The 20,066-nt window shown below is 44.6% G+C and carries 9 protein-coding genes; 7 read left to right on the forward strand and 2 right to left on the reverse strand.

Annotated elements, in window-relative coordinates:
- The first annotated feature begins 608 nt into the window (after positions 1–608).
- Entirely contained in the window at positions 609–11,951 is an 11,343-nt protein-coding gene (locus MBO_RS05200) for a YadA-like family protein (protein ID WP_036365040.1), read from the forward strand.
- A gap of 110 nt (positions 11,952–12,061) precedes the next feature.
- Positions 12,062–12,991, forward strand: a complete 930-nt coding sequence (locus MBO_RS05205) for an OmpA family protein (RefSeq protein ID WP_052585320.1) — start codon at positions 12,062–12,064, stop codon at positions 12,989–12,991.
- Positions 12,992–13,094: 103 nt separating this feature from the next.
- Here MBO_RS05205 and MBO_RS05210 read toward each other — a convergent pair whose 3' ends face one another.
- Positions 13,095–13,478, reverse strand: a complete 384-nt coding sequence (locus MBO_RS05210; protein ID WP_036365043.1) for an SCP2 sterol-binding domain-containing protein — start codon at positions 13,476–13,478, stop codon at positions 13,095–13,097.
- Between the two features lie 692 nt (positions 13,479–14,170).
- On the opposite strand from MBO_RS05210, the gene ccoN reads away from it, so the two are divergent.
- Genes ccoN through ccoP form a run of 4 tightly spaced genes read left to right on the forward strand, consistent with a single transcriptional unit; the run spans position 14,171 to position 17,560 of the window.
- Entirely contained in the window at positions 14,171–15,661 is a 1,491-nt protein-coding gene (gene ccoN, locus MBO_RS05215) for a cytochrome-c oxidase, cbb3-type subunit I (protein ID WP_036365046.1), read from the forward strand.
- Positions 15,662–15,672: 11 nt separating this feature from the next.
- Positions 15,673–16,311, forward strand: a complete 639-nt coding sequence (gene ccoO / locus MBO_RS05220) for a cytochrome-c oxidase, cbb3-type subunit II (protein ID WP_036365049.1) — start codon at positions 15,673–15,675, stop codon at positions 16,309–16,311.
- Complete coding sequence (locus MBO_RS05225) at positions 16,311–16,493, forward strand: cbb3-type cytochrome oxidase subunit 3 (RefSeq protein ID WP_036365053.1); 183 nt, start codon at positions 16,311–16,313, stop codon at positions 16,491–16,493. The genes ccoO and MBO_RS05225 overlap by 1 nt, the downstream gene beginning before the upstream one ends.
- A complete protein-coding gene (ccoP, locus tag MBO_RS05230) occupies positions 16,490–17,560 on the forward strand; it encodes a cytochrome-c oxidase, cbb3-type subunit III (protein ID WP_036365058.1) in 1,071 nt (356 codons plus the stop codon). Before MBO_RS05225 ends, ccoP begins: the two co-directional genes overlap by 4 nt.
- A gap of 124 nt (positions 17,561–17,684) precedes the next feature.
- On the opposite strand, the gene MBO_RS05235 is transcribed toward ccoP, so the two are convergent.
- On the reverse strand, positions 17,685–18,647 hold the full coding sequence (locus MBO_RS05235) for a hypothetical protein (RefSeq protein ID WP_036365299.1): 963 nt from the start codon (positions 18,645–18,647) through the stop codon (positions 17,685–17,687).
- 174 nt (positions 18,648–18,821) lie between these two features.
- On the opposite strand from MBO_RS05235, the gene MBO_RS05240 reads away from it, so the two are divergent.
- The gene (locus tag MBO_RS05240) at positions 18,822–20,066 is read left to right on the forward strand and encodes a lipoprotein-releasing ABC transporter permease subunit (protein ID WP_036365061.1); all 1,245 of its coding nucleotides are present in this window, start codon (positions 18,822–18,824) and stop codon (positions 20,064–20,066) included.

The following is a 20,066-nucleotide window of genomic DNA, read 5'->3' on the forward strand; positions in this document are numbered from 1 at the left end:
TTCGCCTCATCTGCTGGCACTTTGGGTGGTTGTTGTGAGTCTGACATATAGACACCTTTTTTGGCTGGTTTGGCTGGTATGCCAAGCGATGACAGACCAGCTTATCTTAATTTATTATAACATCTTTTGATGACACAAAAACCAAAAAAAGTCTCAAGCTTTAGCCCATCATCATAAGGCATCACCATGGATTTGGCAGTAGTTATTGTGTATATTTGTAAAAATTTTGTTATTATGTTACATAAAAATAACAATACATCTGGCATTGGGCAGATGACTTGTAGTAGAATATGAGAAACACAATCTTTATCATTTGTTGTAATAAGGTATTGACAATGTCCACAGTCATGCTGATCGCATCGCATAACTTCACACCTTAAAGAAACCAACCCATTGTTTATTGCTCTGGCAGTAAGCAATGGGGTGGTTTTTTGTGCGATTTCTCATCTGTCTTGTGATTTTTTCTATTGAAATCTGACCATGAAGGCGACAGTCATCATCCGATGATGTGGATATCGCCTGGATGCTTGTATCAATGAATCACCTTTTTACAGCTGTGGTATTTTCTATGCTGTAAAGTTTCTTTGTAAAATCTTAAGGTATTGTATATGAATAGTATATATAAAATTGTCTTTAACAAGGCAACCGGCACCTATCAAGCGGTCGCTGAGTTTGCCAAGTCGCACACTCGGGTGGGTGGCTCATCTGTCGGTGGCGGTGCTAGGAGTAAGAGTAAATCTTTTATCTTGTTGCCTTTGGCAGTCTCAATATTGTCGGTTAGTTACGCTCATGCAGCGATTTCAATTGCTGAGACATCACCTGCAAAAACTCGCAGTCAGCAGGTAACGGTTTCTGGTAGCTCAGAGAATATTGTTGATTCTCTCCTACAACCAGGGATTCAGGATAGAAAGCATTATCCGTATGACTATCAGACACCTGATAATACAGAAGCCCGAAGAGGGGGCAATTATCACAATCAGGCTACAGAAGCAATTGCTATCGGTAAAAATATTGATACCCGTCAAGATATTGATGGAATTGCCTCGGGTATTGGCATTGGTAGTTATGTCAAGGCGAAAGGAGGGTTGTCAATTTCTCTTGGCAACTACAGTAGTGCATTAGGTATTGGCTCTGTCTCTTTAGGTGCTGCTGCAAAATCTGCGGGATTTAACTCTTTGGCGATTTCTCGTCAGGCTAGTGCTGCACGTGACTTCTCTATGGCTATTGGCACAGCATCTCATGCTGGTGCAAAATATGCTACCGCAATCGGTCAGTCAGCTCAAGCTACTGGTGAGGGTGCAATTGCACTGGGTAGTGCTGATATGCAGGATTTTCCAGGGAATACTGGTCCTGAGGGTATTGGAAATCAAACTACGACATTTAATGGTATGACCAATACACAAGCTAAGGGCAAAAATTCAGTTGCTATTGGTAGAAGTGCACAGGCTCATGGAGAGGCTGCTTTTGCGGGCGGCATGAACTCTAAGGCCTGGACGAATAATAGCTTAGCAATAGGTAAAGATGCTGAGGCTGGTCAGCGAGATCAGCACACAAAAGTAGACGCCATCGCCCTTGGTCATTCAGCTAAAGCCAAGGGTCAGAATTCAGTGGTGATTGGCTCAAATAGTAATACAAATTTTGCCAATACTTACATATTGGGTTCAAATGTCACACATACCCATGCTAATTCAGTATTCCTAGGTGCCAGTTCAGCGTATACGCAAAAAGGCGATTCTACTGCTGGTGCTGATAAAATTACCGCAGCTCAAATCAATGGTATTACCTATGGAGGTAATAACGGAGAGATGTTTGCTGGCCATAGTCCATGGGGTGTGGTATCCGTTGGTGCACCAGGTGATGCTGGCGATCGTAGTGGCAAAACCAAAGAACGCCGTATTCAGAATGTTGCTGCAGGCCTAATCACAGAACAAAGTACCGATGCTATTAATGGATCGCAACTATATCACATCATCAATACTGGTGGGTGGAAGCTGCAGGCCAGTAATCAACCGGTTGGGAATGGCGAAGGTCTGGTCAAATGGGGTGATACCGTCAACTTTAAGGGTGAAAACGGTGTTGCTGTAACAAAAGGTATTGGCGATACCAAAGAAGTCATCATCAAAGGTACTCAAATTGAGGTTGGTGAAAAGAAAGGTGATAGCTATACCATTACTGTTACTGGGCCAAATGGAGCTCCTAAGCAGATAACCATTAGAGATGGTCGAGATGGTACAGTTCCTGGTCCTACTGTACAACAGCCGTTAAAATTTGAAGCAGATAGAGACGATCTTGATAATCCTGATGGAGATAAGGTTGTTGAGCGTAATCCTGGAGAAACGCTAAAAATTATAGGTGGAAGTGCTGGCAGTGCTGGCATCATCACGAATACGAATCGTGATAAAAATGCCATTGAGATCGCTGTAAAGCTTAATGATGATGGTCCTCTGGAAGTTGGTAACAAAGGCATAGATCTAAAGATTGATGACGAAACTTTACAAGTTATCAACAAAGACGGTAGACAGGTACTGAGTGCCAAAAAACAAGCAACCAACCAAGTCTTAAAAGTTACGACTGATGGTGCTGACAATAATCAACTGACCAATCCATTAACGGTCGACCAGCCACTTTCAGTCAGAGGTAAGGCAGGCAAGGGTATTGAGACCAGTGTTAATGGTGAGAAAAATGGTGTTGAGATTGCTGTCAAGGCATATCATGGTATTGAAGTTGGTGAAAATGGTGTAAGCGTCAAGCCAAAAGATCGAGGCGGTATTACAGTTGATGAGGGTGGTGTATCGGTAAAAGTTGCTCCTGATAATAATCCTCTTTCTGTTGAAGCGGAAGGTTTGAAGTTTAACTTTGATGAAGGTGACTTTACAGTAACGGATGGTGCGGATGGTCCAAAAAAACTGAAGCTAAAAGCGAAACCAGCTCAGGTTACCAATCCTAAATTCTTTGCTGATACTGGCGAAGCCACAAGTAGAAATCAAGCTCAAGAATTCGATACTGAGAAGCAAACGCTAGGTATCGTTGGTGGTACAACCTTGCCTGATCCACAGCAAGCTGATAAAGGCAAAAATATCGTAACCAAAATCGACAAAGCCAATAACAAAATTGAAGTCGCCCTAAAAACTGATGTGACCAATTTAACCAGTTTGCAGTTCGCTGATGGGAAGGGTATTAAGATTGGTGATGCTAACACACGAGTTGCCCATGCTGAGTCTTTGGCACTGGGCCGTGGAGCGATAGCGGAGAACTACACAGGCGGAGTTGCAATCGGTCAAAACGCAACTACGAATTCATGGGTCAAATCATCCAGTATTGTACGCCATGTCAATTACAAAAATCCTCACAGTTCTTTTAATGAAAATGAGGTTAAAAATGGAAATGAGATTACTAGACGTGTTACCAAAGATGGGCAGGACGTCTATTCTGCAGGTGTTGCTATTGGTAAAAATTCTTCTGGTCAAGACGGAGGTGTTGCAGTTGGTGATGGTGCCCAAGCTTTAGTGGGGCAAAAAAAGGATAACCCAGACCATAAAAGAAGCTTTGGCGTCGCTATTGGAGCAAATGCCCTATCTCGTGGCGGTGGCATCGTTATTGGCTCGTCAGCTGAGGCACTTGGTGTGAACTCCGTTGCCTTTGGCCGCCAGGCTGCCGCAAGGGGGGAAGCTTCGCAAGCATATGGGTCTGCCTCATCAGCAGTGGGTGAAAAATCACTTGCTCTGGGTCATTCGGCAGAATCTATTGGTAAGCGCTCAATCACCATTGGTGGATCACTGGGTATATCAGTTGAGGGATACGATGCCCGAACCAATACTAAAGCTGAAGCTGACGACTCGATTGCCATTGGTCCAATGGCTAGAATAACCACAGATGCAAGAGCTGCAATGGCACTAGGCGTTGAGTCAAGAGCGGAAAAGGCTGGCAGTGTGGCATTGGGCTCAGAATCAGTGGCGGATCGTGATCGTTTTACACAGCCTGCAGTTGCTAGTCATGAAGCGACTTTTGCACGTGGTGAAGTCTACACGCCGATCAGTGATGCAGTTGTAGGCGATGCGAAAGGTTTGGCAGACCAATTAAATCAGCATAAAGAAGGCATCGTCGCAACAGTCAAAGGTAATAAGGGTGCGGTATCTGTGGGTTCATCCACTGCCACGCGCCAAATCACCAACCTAGCCGCTGGCTCTGAAGATTCCGACGCGGTGAACGTGGCACAGCTAAAATCATTAGCGGCCATGCCGATGATTTTCGAAGCTGATGAAAACGGACAAATAGAACGCAAGCTGGGCGAACGCTTGCCAGTTAAGGGTGCAACCAATGGTGGTATCGTTACCAAGGCAAATATCGGAACAGCTGGCCTTGATATTGAGGTTAAACCTGACGCCATGAAAGGTGTTGAGGTCGGTGCTGACGGTGTTGCTGTTAAGATCGATAAAGAGGCTGGTGTTAAGTTTAATGACGGCAAAGTCGCTGTTAACTTAGCTAAAGATAAAGGCTTAGAGTTTGATCCTAACGGTAATAATATCAATGGCAAAGGCATTGGTGTTAAAGCTGGTAATGGCATCACTGTTGATCAAAATGGCGTCAGCGTCAAGCCAAAAGATAATGGTGCATTAACCGTTAACAATGAAGGTGTGGCTGTTAATGTTGATGATAAAGGCATCAAGATTGGTGATGGTAACAAACTTGCCATCAAACTAGACCCAGCTAATAATCCATTGACTGTTGGAGATAATGGTCTAAACATCAATGTTGGTGATCAATTTACCATCGCAGATGCAAATGGCAAAAAACAACTCCAAGCCAAGCCACGCTTATTTGGAGCGGATAAGGGCAAAGATGGTACTGACACTGACAAAACTGTCAGCCGTAAACTTGGCGAGACCTTGAAAATTAATGGCAAAGCCAATGGTGCGATCACCACGCAGGTTAACCAAGCCGGTGATGGTATTGATGTTGGTGTTAATGTCGATACAGCCAAAGGCATTGAAATTAGCAATGACAACAAACTTGCCGTTAAAGTTGATACCGCCAAAGGTGTTAATTTTGGTGATGATGGTAGGGTTGAAGTCAAGTTGCATGATGAAGGTGGTTTGAAGTTTGAAGGCGATCAAGGCATCTCAATCAACCTAAAAGATGGCGATAACCCACTGTTTGTCGATGGCGATGGCTTGACCTTAAAGCATGATAATTCACTTGAAGTTAAAGGTGATGAGCTTTCGGTTAAGTTAAAAGATAAGGGTGGCATTGTTAATAATGGCCAGGGTTTAGAAATCGATCCCGATAACACAACCGTTCAAATCAAAGATGGTAAAGTATCAGCCAAAACCACAACCCTAACACCAAACCAAGGTACTGGTAAGATCGACGCACCAAATGGTGGTAATGAAAACGCCCTGGTTACCGCTGGTAATGTCGCCAAAGCCATCAACGAAGCTGGCTTTAAACTCACTCACTCTCAATCAGAAGGCGGTGAAGCAACTGGTACAAAAGATCATCTGATCAAAACAGGCGAAACTGTTACCATCGACGCTGGCAAAAACATCAAGCTTAAGCAAGAAGAAGGTAAGATCAGCATTGCTACCAAAGATGATGTGAACTTTACTAGTGTTCAGTTTGGTGACAATAGTCCAAAAATCCAAATAGGTGATAATAAAGACAGCCTTAAACTATCTAACAATGATGGCGGCCCAGTAAGAATCACTAACCTAAAAGAGGGCGTGAATGATAACGACGCTGTCAATGTCAAGCAGTTGAAAGATTCAGCAACCAAATACTTTGCTGATGAAGATGTATCACGACCACAAGATGGCGAAACCGAAACTACAGCAGCGACCAGCAAGGGCTTTGCTAAGACCTTGACGGATAATGTTGTGGGCATCACAGGTGGCATCACAGGCGATCAGGCTAATGGCGGTGCAAAAAACATCACAACCAAGATTGATGCTGACAACAATGCCATCGAAGTCGCTCTAAACCCTGATGTTAAAGGTCTAGGTAGCCTACAGTTTGCTGATGATAAAGGTATTCAAATTGGTGATGCCGATACGAGAGCTACCGATGAAACAGCAACGGCATTAGGTCGTGGTGCAATCGCAACTGATGTTGCTGCAACAGCATTAGGTACAGCTTCGCAAGCTAAAGCGATTGGCGGTGTGGCATTAGGTGCATTGTCTGTGGCAGATCGTGAAGCCATTGATCCAGCGAAGATTATTGTCGCTCACGCTGGTGTGAATCCTAAAAAAGATGAAGTTTACGCACCAGAAGGCTTTAGAAATAGCGATCTTATCACAAGTACTGTCAAAGGCAACTTGGGTGCGGTATCTGTTGGTGATAAAAACAACACTCGTCAAATCACCAATGTTGCGGCAGGCTCTAGTGATACCGACGCGGCCAACATTGCACAGTTAAAGGCGGTGGCAGAGTTGCCTCGTGTGTTTGAAGCGGACAAAGGCAATAATGGTCAAGGTGACAATAAAACCGTTAGTCGTAAGCTTGGCGAAACCTTAAAAATCAATGGTAAAGCCTATGGCGGTATCGAAACCTCTGTGAATGCTGCAGGTGATGGCATTGATGTTGCTGTTAAGGCAAATCCTAATGGAGGTGTTGAGGTTACCAATAATGGTGTTGGCATCAAACTGGCTAATAATGAACCAAATCCTCTGAAAGTAGGCGAAAGTGGTCTTGGTATTAACCTTGATGACAAGACGCTTAAAGTTGATAATCACAACGATAAGAAGCTGACTGTTAAAACCACTGAGCTTCAAGCCACTCCTCAAGGTACGGTTGATCTAAAAGATAATGATCCAGTTGCTGGCGACGCTTTGGTGAACGCTAAGACTGTGATGGATGCTATTAATAAATCAGGCTTTACTGTCCAAGCTAATGGTAAAGATGGCAAGCTTGTAAAAGCTGGTGATAAAGTCAACTTTATTGATGGCAACTTCACAAATGTGACTTTGGAAAAAGGCGAAGACGGCCAACATAATATTAAGGTCAATATCAACGCCCAAGGCCTGGTTGAAAACGCCCAATTACCAGTAGTTTATACTGATAAGAAGGGTAATAAGCTTGTGAAGAAAGATGGTGCGTTCTATCAAGTTGCTCCAAACGGTGGTGCTTCTCGCATTAAGGTTGAGAACGACCAAGTCATCGCCTCAATGAACAATGGCAATGGCGAAACCAAACAAGCCCCAATGACCTTGGCAAATGTTGCTCACAACATCACCATCAAACCAACGATTGATGACAAACCAGCATTCCATTCGGAAAAACCAGCTGATTTGCAACAAAACAACGCTGCTACCGTAGGTGATGTACTAAACGCAGGCTTTAACCTAAAAGAAAGAGGTGTTGGCAAAGACTTCGTCCAAGCCTTTGACACGCTAGACATTATTGATGGTAATGGTACGACAGCTCGTGTCAACACAGATGAAGCTCGTCAATCAAACACCATCACCTTTGATGTGAAGCCAAATCGCCAAAAAGGCATCATGGTTGATAAAGATGGTGTTGGTATCAACATTGATGACAATGCTGGCCTTGAGTTTAAGCCAATGACCGACAAGTCAGCATCTAAGCTTGCAGTTAAAGCTGATGGCACCACCATTAAGGTTGAAGGCAATGCGGTTAAAGCCAACACCACCGACCTGACCGTCAACACTGACATCAGCAACATTGACGCTGATGACCTGGGTGAGGTTAAGCTGGCTGATGAGACTCAAGGCAATGCCCTAGTCACTGCCAACACCGTTGCTGATGCCATCAACAACTCAGGCTTTGTATTGACTGTGGATAAAGCAGACGATGAGTCAGGTGAAGTTGAGGGTGATGAGCCATTCTTGGTATCTTCAGGTGAAAAGCTGGGCTTAAAAGCAGGTAAGAACATCAAGCTGACTCAGCAAGGTGGTCAGGTTACCTTTGCAACCAAAGATGACCTAGACCTAACAACAGCCGTATTTACCGACCAAGGCGGTAATAAAACAGGTGTTGGTGGCTCTGGTGTCTTCATCGTACCAAATGGTGTGGATGCTAAAACTCAGCCAAATGACATCGTTACCTTGACTGTCAACGGTCTAAACAACGGTGGCAACAGCATCACCAATGTCAAATCAAATCTGGTGGATAATGGAATTGCCACAGAAGTTCCAGCACAAAACCGTAAAGACAGCTTGGCTGGCAAGGTGAATAATGCTGCAACCGTAGGCGATGTATTAAATGCAGGTTGGAATTTACAGAACAATGGTCAGCCTGTTGATGTCATCAGCCATGCTGATTCAGTGAACTTCATCAATGGTCGTGGCACAACCGTTGTGACTGACAACGACCCAGCAACTGGCACAACCACCATCAAAGTGGACAGCCCAATCGCTTATGTAGGTGGCAATGAAGCTGACGCAACTGACACCGCCACCCCAAGCAATACAGTGAAATTGTACGGTAAAGATAACTCACCAGTACAAGTCACCAACATTGCCAGCGGTGTACGCGGTAAAGTTACTCCAACAGGTGACAATGGCAGCCAAACAGCCAAAGATGTGGCAAACGCGATCAAGACTGCGACTGGCGATACGCTGAACAATGCCGTGAATGTCGGTGATCTAAAAGACACCATCAATGACACCATCACGACAGTCTCTACCGATGCTTATGGTCTAAAAGACAAAGCAGGTAACGAGTTTAAGCAAAGCCTAGGTACCACCGCTCAAATCACCGGTGATGACAACATCAATACCGAAGTGGTTGAAGTTACTGGTAAAGATGGCAAAAAAGGTCATGCCTTGAAAGTTAGCCTAAACCCAACAATTGAAATCGGTGCCAAAGACAGTAAAGATGGCAAAGACGGCGTTGATGGCAAACTTGGCATCAATGGCAAAGACGGCTCAGCCATTGCCCTAAACGGCAAAGATGGCTCTATCGGTCTTAACGGCAAAGATGGCAAAGATGGCTTAACCTTCAAAGCTGCAGACGGTGCTCAAGGTGTTGATGGTAAAGATGGTGCGAATGGATTGCCAGGTAAAAATGGTCAAACTCGCATCGTGTACGAAACCAAAGACAAAGATGGCAGCACTAAGACCCAAGAAGTCGCCAACTTAGATGATGGCTTAATCTTTACGGGTAATGATGGCAAGCTAAACCGTCACAAGCTTAACTCTGTGGTTAAGATTGTGGGTGAAGGTGTTGATGCAACCGAATCTGGCAGATTTGAAAGTGCAACAGGCAACATCAATGTTAAGGCAAACGGCACCGATGCGTTAGAAATTCAATTGTCAAAAGACATTAATCTGACCAAAGATGGCTCAATCACCATTGGTGATACCGTCCTAACAGACAATGGCCTAACCATCGACAATGGTCCAAGCGTCACCAAAGGCGGCATCAACGCTGGCGGTAAGAAAGTTACCAATGTTGCCGATGGTACAGATGATGCTGATGCGGTGAATGTCAAGCAGCTTAAAGACGCTCGTACGACGGTAACCTCTAGCGATAAGTCAATCAGTGTTGTTGACCTGAACGATGGTCAAGACGCTAAGAACCTTGCCTATGACATTAAGGTCGACAGTCAAGCATTGGTTGAATCTGCTCAATTACCAGTCGTCTACACTGATGTCTATGGTAACAGACTGTACAAACAACCAGATGGTACTTTCGCCACTAAAGATGGTAAAAAAGTCGACCCTGCTGATGTGATTGCTTCTATCAATAATGGTAAAGGCAGCACCACACAGCCAACCAACTTGGCTAATGTTGCTGGTAACTTGACACCAACTTACAATGCAGGCGACATGATTGTGGGTCCTAATGGCAGATTGACCACCAATCCGATCTTTGATGCCACCAAAGAGCAAGCTGCACCACAAGGTCAAAACCTTGCGAACATGTATAACAATGCAGCTACCGTTGGTGATGTGTTGAATGCAGGCTTTAACCTACAAGCCAATGGCCAAGCAGCTGACTTTGTCAAAGCTTATGACACCGTCAACTTTGCTAACGGCACAGGCACAACAGTGGTTGTGGACAATACTGATGGCAAGACCTCTACCATCAAGGTTGATGTGAATGTGGATGATGAAACCATCACCACCAAGCAAGATCCAAACGATCCTGCCAAGACTGTGATCGCAGCCAAAACCACCAAGCTTAACACCAACCCACAAGGTGGTAATGAAGCTGGTAAGGTAACTGTTGAGGGTGATCAAGGCAATGCCCTAGTCACCGCCAAAACCGTTGCTGATGCCATCAACAACTCAGGCTTTACCCTACAAGCCAACGGTCAAGATGGTAAGCTCATCAAAGCAGGTGATACCATCAGCATCAATCAAGGTGACAACATCAATGTTACCCAAGATGAAAACGGTAACCTAACTGTTGCTACCAAGCAAGATGTGGCGTTTGAAACTGTAAAAGTAGGTGATACGCTGAAAGTCGGTGATGTGATCATCAACCAAGATGGCATCAACGCTGGCAATCAGAAAGTCACCAATGTTGCCGATGGTAACATCAGTGAAGGCAGTAAAGATGCGGTGAATGGTGGTCAAATCCATCAGCTTAAAGCTGACTTGACCAAAGGCATCAATGCCGCCAAGACTGAGGTTGAAGGTACAGGCTTTGCCAAAGTGACCTCAAAACAAGGCGATCAAGGTCAAACCATCTACACCGTTGATGTGGCCAAAGCCGCACCAGCAACTGTTGATGCCAAAGGCAATCTTAGCATTGCAGAGACTGATGGCGATAAAGTCCTATCAGCAGCTGACACCATCAACGCCATCAACAACTCAGGCTTCACTGTCCAAGCCAATGGTCAAGATGGCAAGCTGATCAAAGCAGGTGATACCATCAGCATCAATCAAGGTGACAACATCAATGTTACCCAAGATGAAAACGGTAACCTAACTGTTGCTACCAAGCAAGATGTGGCGTTTGAAACTGTAAAAGTAGGTGATACGCTACAAGTGGATAACCTGCTTAAAGTTGGCGACATCAATATCACCCCTGAGGGCATCAACGCTGGCAATAAGAAAGTCACCAATGTTGCCGATGGCACAGATGATGCTGATGCGGTGAATGTCAGCCAGCTGAACAAAGCTAAGGCAGCAGCCACCACTGAGGTCAAGGCAGGTAACAATGTCAGCATCGACAGCACCAAAGGTGCTCAAGGTCAAGACATCTACACCATCAACGCCAAAGACCGTTCAGCGAAAGTCGTTGCTAAAGCTCAAGGTCTGATTGCTGTTGAACAAGGTGAAACAACGAGCATTGAAGGTGCTGATACCACAAGCTTTGCCGTTGATCTCACCCAAGCAGCCAAAGATGACATTGCCAAAGGTGTGAAAGCATTAGACAAGGTGGATAACCAAGGTCTGACCTTTAACACTGACAAGGGTGCTACCAACCCTCAAAAACTGGGCAGCACGCTAAATGTCAAGGGTGATAAGAACATCACCACTCAGGCACAAGGTGACACTGTTGAAGTCAAACTAAGCGATGACATCGCAGTCAACAGCATCACCACAGGTGACAGCAAACTTGACACAACAGGTCTGACCATCAACGCAGCAACACCTGCCAACACCATCAGCCTGACTGCTCAAGGCTTGAACAACGGTGGTCAACGCATCACCAATGTCGCCCCTGGTGTTGACATGACGGATGCGGTGAATGTGGGGCAGTTGATGGGAGCTACCAATCAATTGGCTGGTCGCATTGACAATGTCGCCAATCAGTCTAATGCTGGTGTGTCTTCTGCCATGGCAATGGCAGCACTGCCACAGGCTTACATTCCAGGTAAGTCAATGCTGACTGGTGGTATCGCCAGCTACAATGGTGAAGGTGCGGTAGCAGTTGGCTTCTCGAAGCTTTCTGACAATGGTCGCTGGGTGCTAAAAGTATCTGGTTCTGCCGATACCAAAGGTAAAGCAGGCGGTTCGGTGGGTGCAGGTTTCCACTTCTAATCCATAACCAGCCAATAAATCCTACATCTTGGTTATCCAAGGTGTGGGATTTACCGGATTTTTCTAATTCACTTAATTTGCATTGGCGTATGCCAATTCAGGATTACAATATGAAAAAAATTACCGCACTAAGTGCGTTAACCGTTGCAATGCTTGCACTGTCAGGCTGTATGGGTACCAAGCAAATCAGCCAAAATATCACGAATGAGGGCACCATTGCTGCCGAAGACATCTACTTCCCAAAGCTAGATGATGCATGGCAAAAAGATGGGCAATTTCCAAACCGTGAGAACTTGACTAAGATTCGCCCAGGTGTGGCAAAAGATGAGCTATATCAGCTAATCGGTCGCCCACACTTTAACGAATCAAACCGTGCTCGTGAGTGGGACTACATCATGAAGTTTTATAAGGCTGATGACAGCGTTAAGGTATGTCAGTATAAAGTCATCTTTGATGAAAACTTCCGTGGTCAAGAATTCTACTGGCTACCTGCAGAGTGTTCAGCTTATGCTAAGCCACCTGCAGCGCCTGCGCCAGTAGTGGTTCAGCAGCCTGCGCCACAGCAACCTGTTCAAATAGTTAATGAGCGTATCAACCTAGAGGCGGATGCGTTGTTTAAGTTTGATAAATATGAACTTAAAGACATGCTACCTGCAGGTCGCGCGAAGCTTGACGAACTGGCTCGCCAGCTAGTAGAGTGGGAAAAACGTGGTGAAAGCCGCATCCACTTAGTAGGTCACACTGACCGTCTAGGTAGCCACGAATACAACATGACGCTATCACAACGTCGTGCCGAGACTGTTCGTACTTACCTAATCTCACGCGGTGTGAACGCAGCGACCATGTCTGCAGCGGGTGCAGGTAAAATGCAACAAATCCATCAGTGTTCTGACAACCAACCACGTCAAGCATTGATCGACTGCTTGCAGCCAAACCGTCGCGTAGAAGTGAACGTTGCTGTATATGCCCTCACCCAAAATGGCGACACTCAGCAAATCAAAATGAACCAAGATTATCAGAACTTCAACCAAGCTCAATAATCGTACCGTTCAAACAACAAAAAACCGCTCATATTGGCGGTTTTTTTTGTTGCTTTATAAAACTATCAGTTAAATATTAGTTTATAAGTACTATTAGACTGATTTAGAATTCAGTAATAGCTAGAATTTGTTTGAATAAAGCCTTTTGTTCAGGGCTTGGTTTGGCAGATTGTAATGCCATGACAGCACTCATGTCGCCATCAACACGAATCTTGCCCATCATGAATGCTTCGATGGCAAGACTGGTATCGCCTGTCTTGATGATATTGCTCAATGTGTCGCCATCGATGATAATGGTGCTGACTGCGTCATCGGTATGACCTTGATGGATTTTACCGCCTCTTAGGTGGAGTAGGGTAGGTGTGCCTTGTTCGACAGTGGCATTTAGAACCAGTGAGTCAAGTGAGGGCGGTAAATTAAGTTCGTCGGATTGTGCGTTAAGAGCTGCAACTTCGTCGAACCATGCTTGAGATAAAAATTGCGCCATAATATTCTCCTTGTAAATGGATGGGTAATTTGTGCATAAAGGCATTATAAATCAAAATTGAGTATAAAAGCAGTTAAATTAATGCAATTAAATAGGTTGATGTGAGATTTTTGAGGGATGGATGAGATATTATAATTATAAGCACTAGCAAAAGCGCGAGTAAATTAGTTAATAAAGGTTAAGCATATCGCAAATCAACGTTCATTATTATGTCTAAAAGCAGTATTTTATTGTTTTAAATCATGTCAAAATGATGAAAATTTCGAAAAAATGCCAAATTATTGCCAAAAAATCCAAATATTTTTACAAAAGATGCGCTAAAAATTACATTTGTGTTGTATAATAAAAGATGAAAAGTACTGGTAATACCACATTATCAGTATGGAATTAATCTTTGTGGGTGGATTGAACATTCACTCAACGCAAGCTAAGCCACTCATCCGAGAAGCAAGCTAAACGCACACAGTGTTAAGATTTTCCATCTTTGTTGTGTTTTCCTTATAAAAATTAAGGATTTTTTGCTGTTACTCGCTCTGATCTGATGATATTTGTGGCACTTTGCGTTAAAATATACAGATATGAATCAAAAAGCGTCGATTTTATTGTTTATCGCAAATTAGACAGCCATGCTGACGCACTAGCCAAAACAATAAAACTCGCTAAATAAATCGGGCTGCACAGGAAAATATCCAATGAGTCTAAATAACACAGCAGTAGCCCCGAATGTCGACCATGAATATGAAATCACGATCGTGCGTTTCTTTACCATCATGGCGGTATTTTGGGGTATCGTTGGCATGACTGTGGGTGTGTTCATCGCATCTCAGTTAGCATGGCCAGCACTTAACTTTGATACATCTTGGTTGTCCTTTGGACGTTTAAGACCGTTACATACCAACGCGGTTATTTTCGCGTTTGGTGGTTCGGCTCTTTTTGCAACATCATATTACATCGTACAGCGCACTTGTAAGACACGTTTGTTCGCACCCTATTTGGCATGGTTTACCTTTTGGGGTTGGCAAGCGGTTATTGTGGCTGCGGTGATCACTTTGCCACTAGGCTTTACCTCTGCCAAAGAGTATGCTGAGCTTGAATGGCCGATTGATATTGCCATTGCTTTGGTATGGGTTTCCTATGCCATCGTGTTTTTTGGCACACTGATTAAGCGTCAGACTTCACACATCTACGTAGCGAACTGGTTCTTTGCAGCGTTTATCATTACCATTGCACTACTTCACATCGTGAATAACCTTGCCATTCCAGTGGGTATGTTGAAATCATACTCGCTATATGGTGGTGCAACAGATGCCATGGTTCAGTGGTGGTATGGTCATAACGCGGTAGGTTTCTACTTGACAGCAGCATTCTTGGGTATGATGTATTATTTCATTCCTGTGCAAGTTGGTCGTCCTGTTTATTCTTATCGTCTGTCTATCGTTCACTTCTGGGCTCTGATCGCTTCATACATGTGGGCAGGTGGTCACCATCTACATTATTCAGCGCTACCTGACTGGACTCAGTCGTTGGGTATGGTGTTCTCGCTAATCCTATTCGCACCTTCTTGGGGTGGTATGATTAACGGGGTATTGACACTATCAGGCAGCTGGGACAAACTAAGAACTGACCCGATCATTCGTTTCTTAATTGTTGCATTGTCGTTCTATGCGATGAGTACTTTTGAAGGTCCAATGCTATCTATCAAAGCGGTGAACGCCATCAGTCACAATACTGACTGGACAGTTGGTCACGTTCACTCAGGCGCGTTAGGCTGGGTTGGTATGATTACCATTGGTTCTATTTATGTGCTATTGCCGCGTATCTGGAACAAGGCAAAAATGTACTCAACAAACCTAATCACCGTACATTTCTGGCTAGCAACCACTGGTACAGTTCTGTATATCGTTGCGTTATGGATTTCAGGTATCACTCAAGGTATGATGTGGCGTGCCACTAACCCAGACGGTACGTTGGCGTATGACTTCATCCAGACTGTTGTGGTATCACATTGGCCATTCGTGGTTCGTGCACTAGGTGGTGGTCTGTATGTTGCAGGTATGTTAGTTATGGCATATAACTGCTACAAAACCATCAAAATGCCTAGCATTCCAGAACCAATCGCTGAGCCAGATGAAGTAAATACTGGTCGTGATGAAGTGTTTGACAACGACACTGTCAAGGCTTAAGGGGGAGAGTCATGTCAAATATCACTCACGAAATCGTCGAGAAAAACACGGGTTTACTCGTTATCTTTATCGTCATCGCGATTAGCTTTGCAACTCTGGTTGAGATTGTACCGCTAATCTTTGATGAGAACTCACCTGAAAAAGGTGGTGTGAATAAGCCTTTGCCGAACATGCGTCCTTGGACAGCGCTAGAGCTTGAAGGTCGTGATATCTATATTCGTGAAGGCTGCCATGTGTGCCATACTCAGATGGTGCGCCCACTTCGTGCAGAAGTTGAGCGTTACGGACCATATAGCCGTGCAGCGGAATCAACTTGGGACCACCCATTCCTATGGGGTTCTAAGCGTACTGGTCCAGATCTTGCCCGTGTTGGCGGTCGTTATTCAGACCAGTGGCACGTTGACCATTTGATCGATCCGCGCTCTGTTGTGCCTGATTCGGTGATGCCTGCTTATCCTTGGCTTGCCAAGAATGAGGTTAATGGTGTCAAAGTACAGCAAAAAATGCGTCTATTTAAAGACCGTTTTGGCTTGCCTTATACCGAAGAAGACATCGAAGCAGCGCCTGACCAAGTACAAGGTGCGACCGAGCTTGATGCATTGGTTGCTTACTTGCAGCAGCTTGGTATCGCCATGAAGGGTCAACGCTAATGAACTGGGGCGTTTTGCATAGTATTGCGACTGTCGCGGCATTCATCGCTTTTATTGGCATCGCATGGTGGGCATACTCACCAAAAAATAAGAAACGCTTTGAAGAAGACGCACAACTTGCGCTTGATGACAAGACGTTAAAGTCTTTGTCATCAAATGAGCGCACTAAGGATACACAATGAGCTTTTTTTGGAGTTCTTGGATTACTGTCCTGTCATTAGGCTGCTGGTTATTTATCTTCGGCGTGCTAATGTGGACACTAAAAACCAAACCTGTCTTAGAAGAAGATGAAACGACAGGACATTCATATGATGGTATTAGAGAGTATGATAAGCCATTGCCTAAATGGTGGCTTGTGATTTTCTTTGGTACTCTAATTTGGGGTTTGGGTTACTTTATCCTATTCCCGGCAATTCAGCCACATGCTTGGAAAGGCATCACAACGGTTGAAGTTGATGGTCAAGAAGTACCTTGGACATCAGAAAACGAGCTAAACAGCCAGCTACAAGCCAACAACAAGGTTTTCAATGAGAACTTTGAACAAGGCATTTTGGCGAATGCAGGCGCTTCTGAAGCAACTGCGGTACTAGCTAAGCTAACCGAGCTTCAATCTCAGAAGAAAGGTGAGGCTGAACCATCAGCTGAACTACAAACTCAGATTGATGAGCAAGTTAAACTACTAGCACCATACGTGGATAAGCTAGCAGCTGACCCTGAAGCTCAAAAAATCGGTAACCGTCTATTCCTACAAAACTGTGCCTTGTGCCACGGCTCGAACGCCAAAGGTTCTTTAGGCTATCCAGATTTGACGGATAATGATTGGCTGTATGGTGGTGAACCTGCTGACGTTCTATTGACGATTCACAACGGTCGTGTGGGTGCGATGGCAGCATGGCAAAAACAACTGGGTGAATCGGGTGTTCGTGCAGCTGCTGAATATGTACTTAGCATCTCAGGCAACCAAAATGGTTATGAGTTAGACAATGCACAAGTTGCTCAAGGTAAAGCACTGTTTGAGACCAACTGTGTACTATGTCACGGCCCTGATGCCAAAGGCATGACCAGCATGGGCGCACCTAACCTAACTGATGACATCTGGCTATTCGGTGGTGATCGTGAATCTATCCGCGAAACCATTCGCCATGGTCGCTCAGGTGTGATGCCGGAATGGCAAACTAAGCTAGGTAATGAGCGTATCATGCTACTTGCAGCTTATGTTCGTTCACTATCTCAAAACCCAACTGAATAATCAAATATTTTGTTGATTCAGCAAAAAGAGCCGAATATTCGGCTCTTTTTATTGTCCTATAAAGCGTATCAATAGATATAAAAAAGAACCGATCAATGTTCGGTTCTTTGATTATTAATTACCCTTAAGGTTTTTGGTTGTCGGCGTAAATTGCAGCCTGTAGCCAGATATTCGCTTGAATATAATCATGGATTTGGATAGCGGCGGTCTTATCGGTAGTTGGTGCTGCCATACGTACCACCAATGGCTGAGCATCAGGCTCGCGCAGAATCACAACATCAAATAGCGTGATATCTTTATTAAAGAACTTGGTGTGGCTGATGCCTAGCACTTGACCTTGACACCATGCTTCATCTTCTTGACCGAAAGTCTCACCGAACAGATAAATGCAGCTATGACCATAGTTAATCTCAACAGGTGCTAAAGACTCACCTTCTGCCAAATCTGTAGGCTGCCACGCAAGAATCTGCTCATCGATATTATCCGGTACTTCACCGCCGTTATTGCTAACGATGTCATTAAATGCACGGTGATAACGAATGGCATCAGGATCTTCAATGAGAATCGTCTCATTTTGATCGCTAGGTTCGATGTTATACGCCCATGCGCTAAAATTCACATAATAAGTTTTAGGCGTCTTATATTCTGTACGGTTGATTGCATATAGCTGATCAAAGGCATAGATGACAGCACCATCTGTTGTCTTCAAACGCAAAATAGCATCAGAGGTCGAGTCACAGCGGATGACGCGCTCGATGTGGCACTCAACGCCATATGGGCTATCTACAGCGGGAAAAGCATTAATGAATGCTTGAGGAGTGCCGTTTTCAAGCTTTAGGATTTGATTGATATGACAAGGTGTGCCATTGGCAATGAGTAGTTTATTATCCGATGGACGACTTTGAGTAAGGGCGCTTGGGATAGTGGCTGTCTCTAGCATCGATTGTAGCCAGTTTGGCACATCCTCTGCGATATTATTTGTCAAGATCGCCCAGTGATCGCCATGACCTGCGTTCTTATCGCAAGGCAAGTCAACCTTGGTTGGTGGTACTTCGTGCTTGTAAGTGTAGCGTATTTGATTCATGATTGTAGTCATATTCTAAAAAAATCTGCTACTTTAATAAGGGATTTAATAAAAAAATCAAGCCAAAATCACCAATCTTGCGAAATTTTGTGAAAATTTGTCAAAGCTTCTTAAAATCGCTGTCAAAACAGGGCAAATGGTGTAAACTATGGTGTTTATTTGTTTTGAGAAATTGATATGTTTCGTCCTTTGGCTTTATTTATCGGATTAAGATATACCAGAGCTGAACGTAAAAACGGCTTTATTTCGTTTATTTCACTCATTTCAATGATAGGATTGACCTTGGGTGTGGCGGTGCTTATTACGGTGCTATCTGTGATGAATGGCTTTGATCGGGAGATTAAGAACCGAATACTTGGTATGATTCCACAAGCTTCTGTCATGTCTTATGAGATCATTCCAGACTGGCAGCAGCTGTCCACGCAGATCACAGAAAATGATAAGAACGTAAAGGCAACCGCGCCATTTATTCAGCTGCAAGGGATGCTTGCGGCGAATGGACAGGTGTCAGGTGTGATGGTATCGGGCATCGAGCCAAGCCTTGAAAAGGACGTCTCAATCGTTGACGATTATATCACCCAAGGCAGCCTTGATAACCTTAAAGCTGGTGAGTTTGGTATTGTGCTTGGTGAGAGCATGACGCAGGCGATGGGCGTGGGTCTGGGTGATAAGGTGACTTTGGTATTGCCAGAAGCATCGCCATCAGCGGCGGGGGTGATTCCTAGATTTAAACGTTTTACGGTCGTGGGCACTTTTAGCATCAGTAAAGAAGTGGATGGGCTGATGGGCTTTGTGGCGATGCGTGACGCTGGCGTTATGCTAAGGTTGCCAGAGGGTGCGCAGGGCATTCGCATGCTGATGAATGATATTTTTAAAGCGCCGCAAGCCGCCAATCAAGCCGCCAGCCTCGACAGTGATAGGTTGTTCGCCAATGACTGGACGACCACGCATGGCAATCTGTTTGATGCGATTAAGATGGAGAAGTCTATCATTGGGCTGTTGTTGTTCTTGATCGTGATCGTGGCGGCGTTTAACATCGTCTCAAGTCTCATCATGCTGGTGACTGATAAGAAATCGGACATCGCGATTCTAAAGACTTTTGGGGCATCGCCGAAGCTGATCATGCAGGTGTTCATCGTTCAAGGGATGATAATTGGTGTAACTGGTACGGTGCTTGGTACGATTCTAGGCGTGACGCTGGCTCTGACGGTAAATGACATTGTGGTGTACATCAGCGAGCTGTTTGGTGTGTCGTTGATGACTTCAGGTGCTTATCCTGTGGATTTCTTGCCATCTTATATTAAAGTGTCAGATGTGGTTATTATTGTGGTTGCATCTTTCTTGCTTAGCTTTGCGATGACGATTTATCCTGCATTACGAGCTGCGCGCATTCAGCCTGCTCAGACATTGCGCTATGAATAA

Origin of the sequence: Moraxella bovoculi 237 (assembly GCF_000696305.2) — a bacterium.
Lineage (GTDB): Bacteria > Pseudomonadota > Gammaproteobacteria > Pseudomonadales > Moraxellaceae > Moraxella > Moraxella bovoculi.

Coding starts and splice junctions, on each gene's coding strand:
- MBO_RS05210 (WP_036365043.1), bottom strand. CDS start 13,478: ATGGCGCAATTTTTATCTCAAGCATGGTTCGACGAAGTTGCAGCTCTT.
- MBO_RS05225 (WP_036365053.1), top strand. CDS start 16,311: ATGAACTGGGGCGTTTTGCATAGTATTGCGACTGTCGCGGCATTCATC.
- ccoO (WP_036365049.1), top strand. CDS start 15,673: ATGTCAAATATCACTCACGAAATCGTCGAGAAAAACACGGGTTTACTC.
- MBO_RS05240 (WP_036365061.1), top strand. CDS start 18,822: ATGTTTCGTCCTTTGGCTTTATTTATCGGATTAAGATATACCAGAGCT.
- ccoP (WP_036365058.1), top strand. CDS start 16,490: ATGAGCTTTTTTTGGAGTTCTTGGATTACTGTCCTGTCATTAGGCTGC.
- ccoN (WP_036365046.1), top strand. CDS start 14,171: ATGAGTCTAAATAACACAGCAGTAGCCCCGAATGTCGACCATGAATAT.
- MBO_RS05200 (WP_036365040.1), top strand. CDS start 609: ATGAATAGTATATATAAAATTGTCTTTAACAAGGCAACCGGCACCTAT.
- MBO_RS05205 (WP_052585320.1), top strand. CDS start 12,062: ATGAAAAAAATTACCGCACTAAGTGCGTTAACCGTTGCAATGCTTGCA.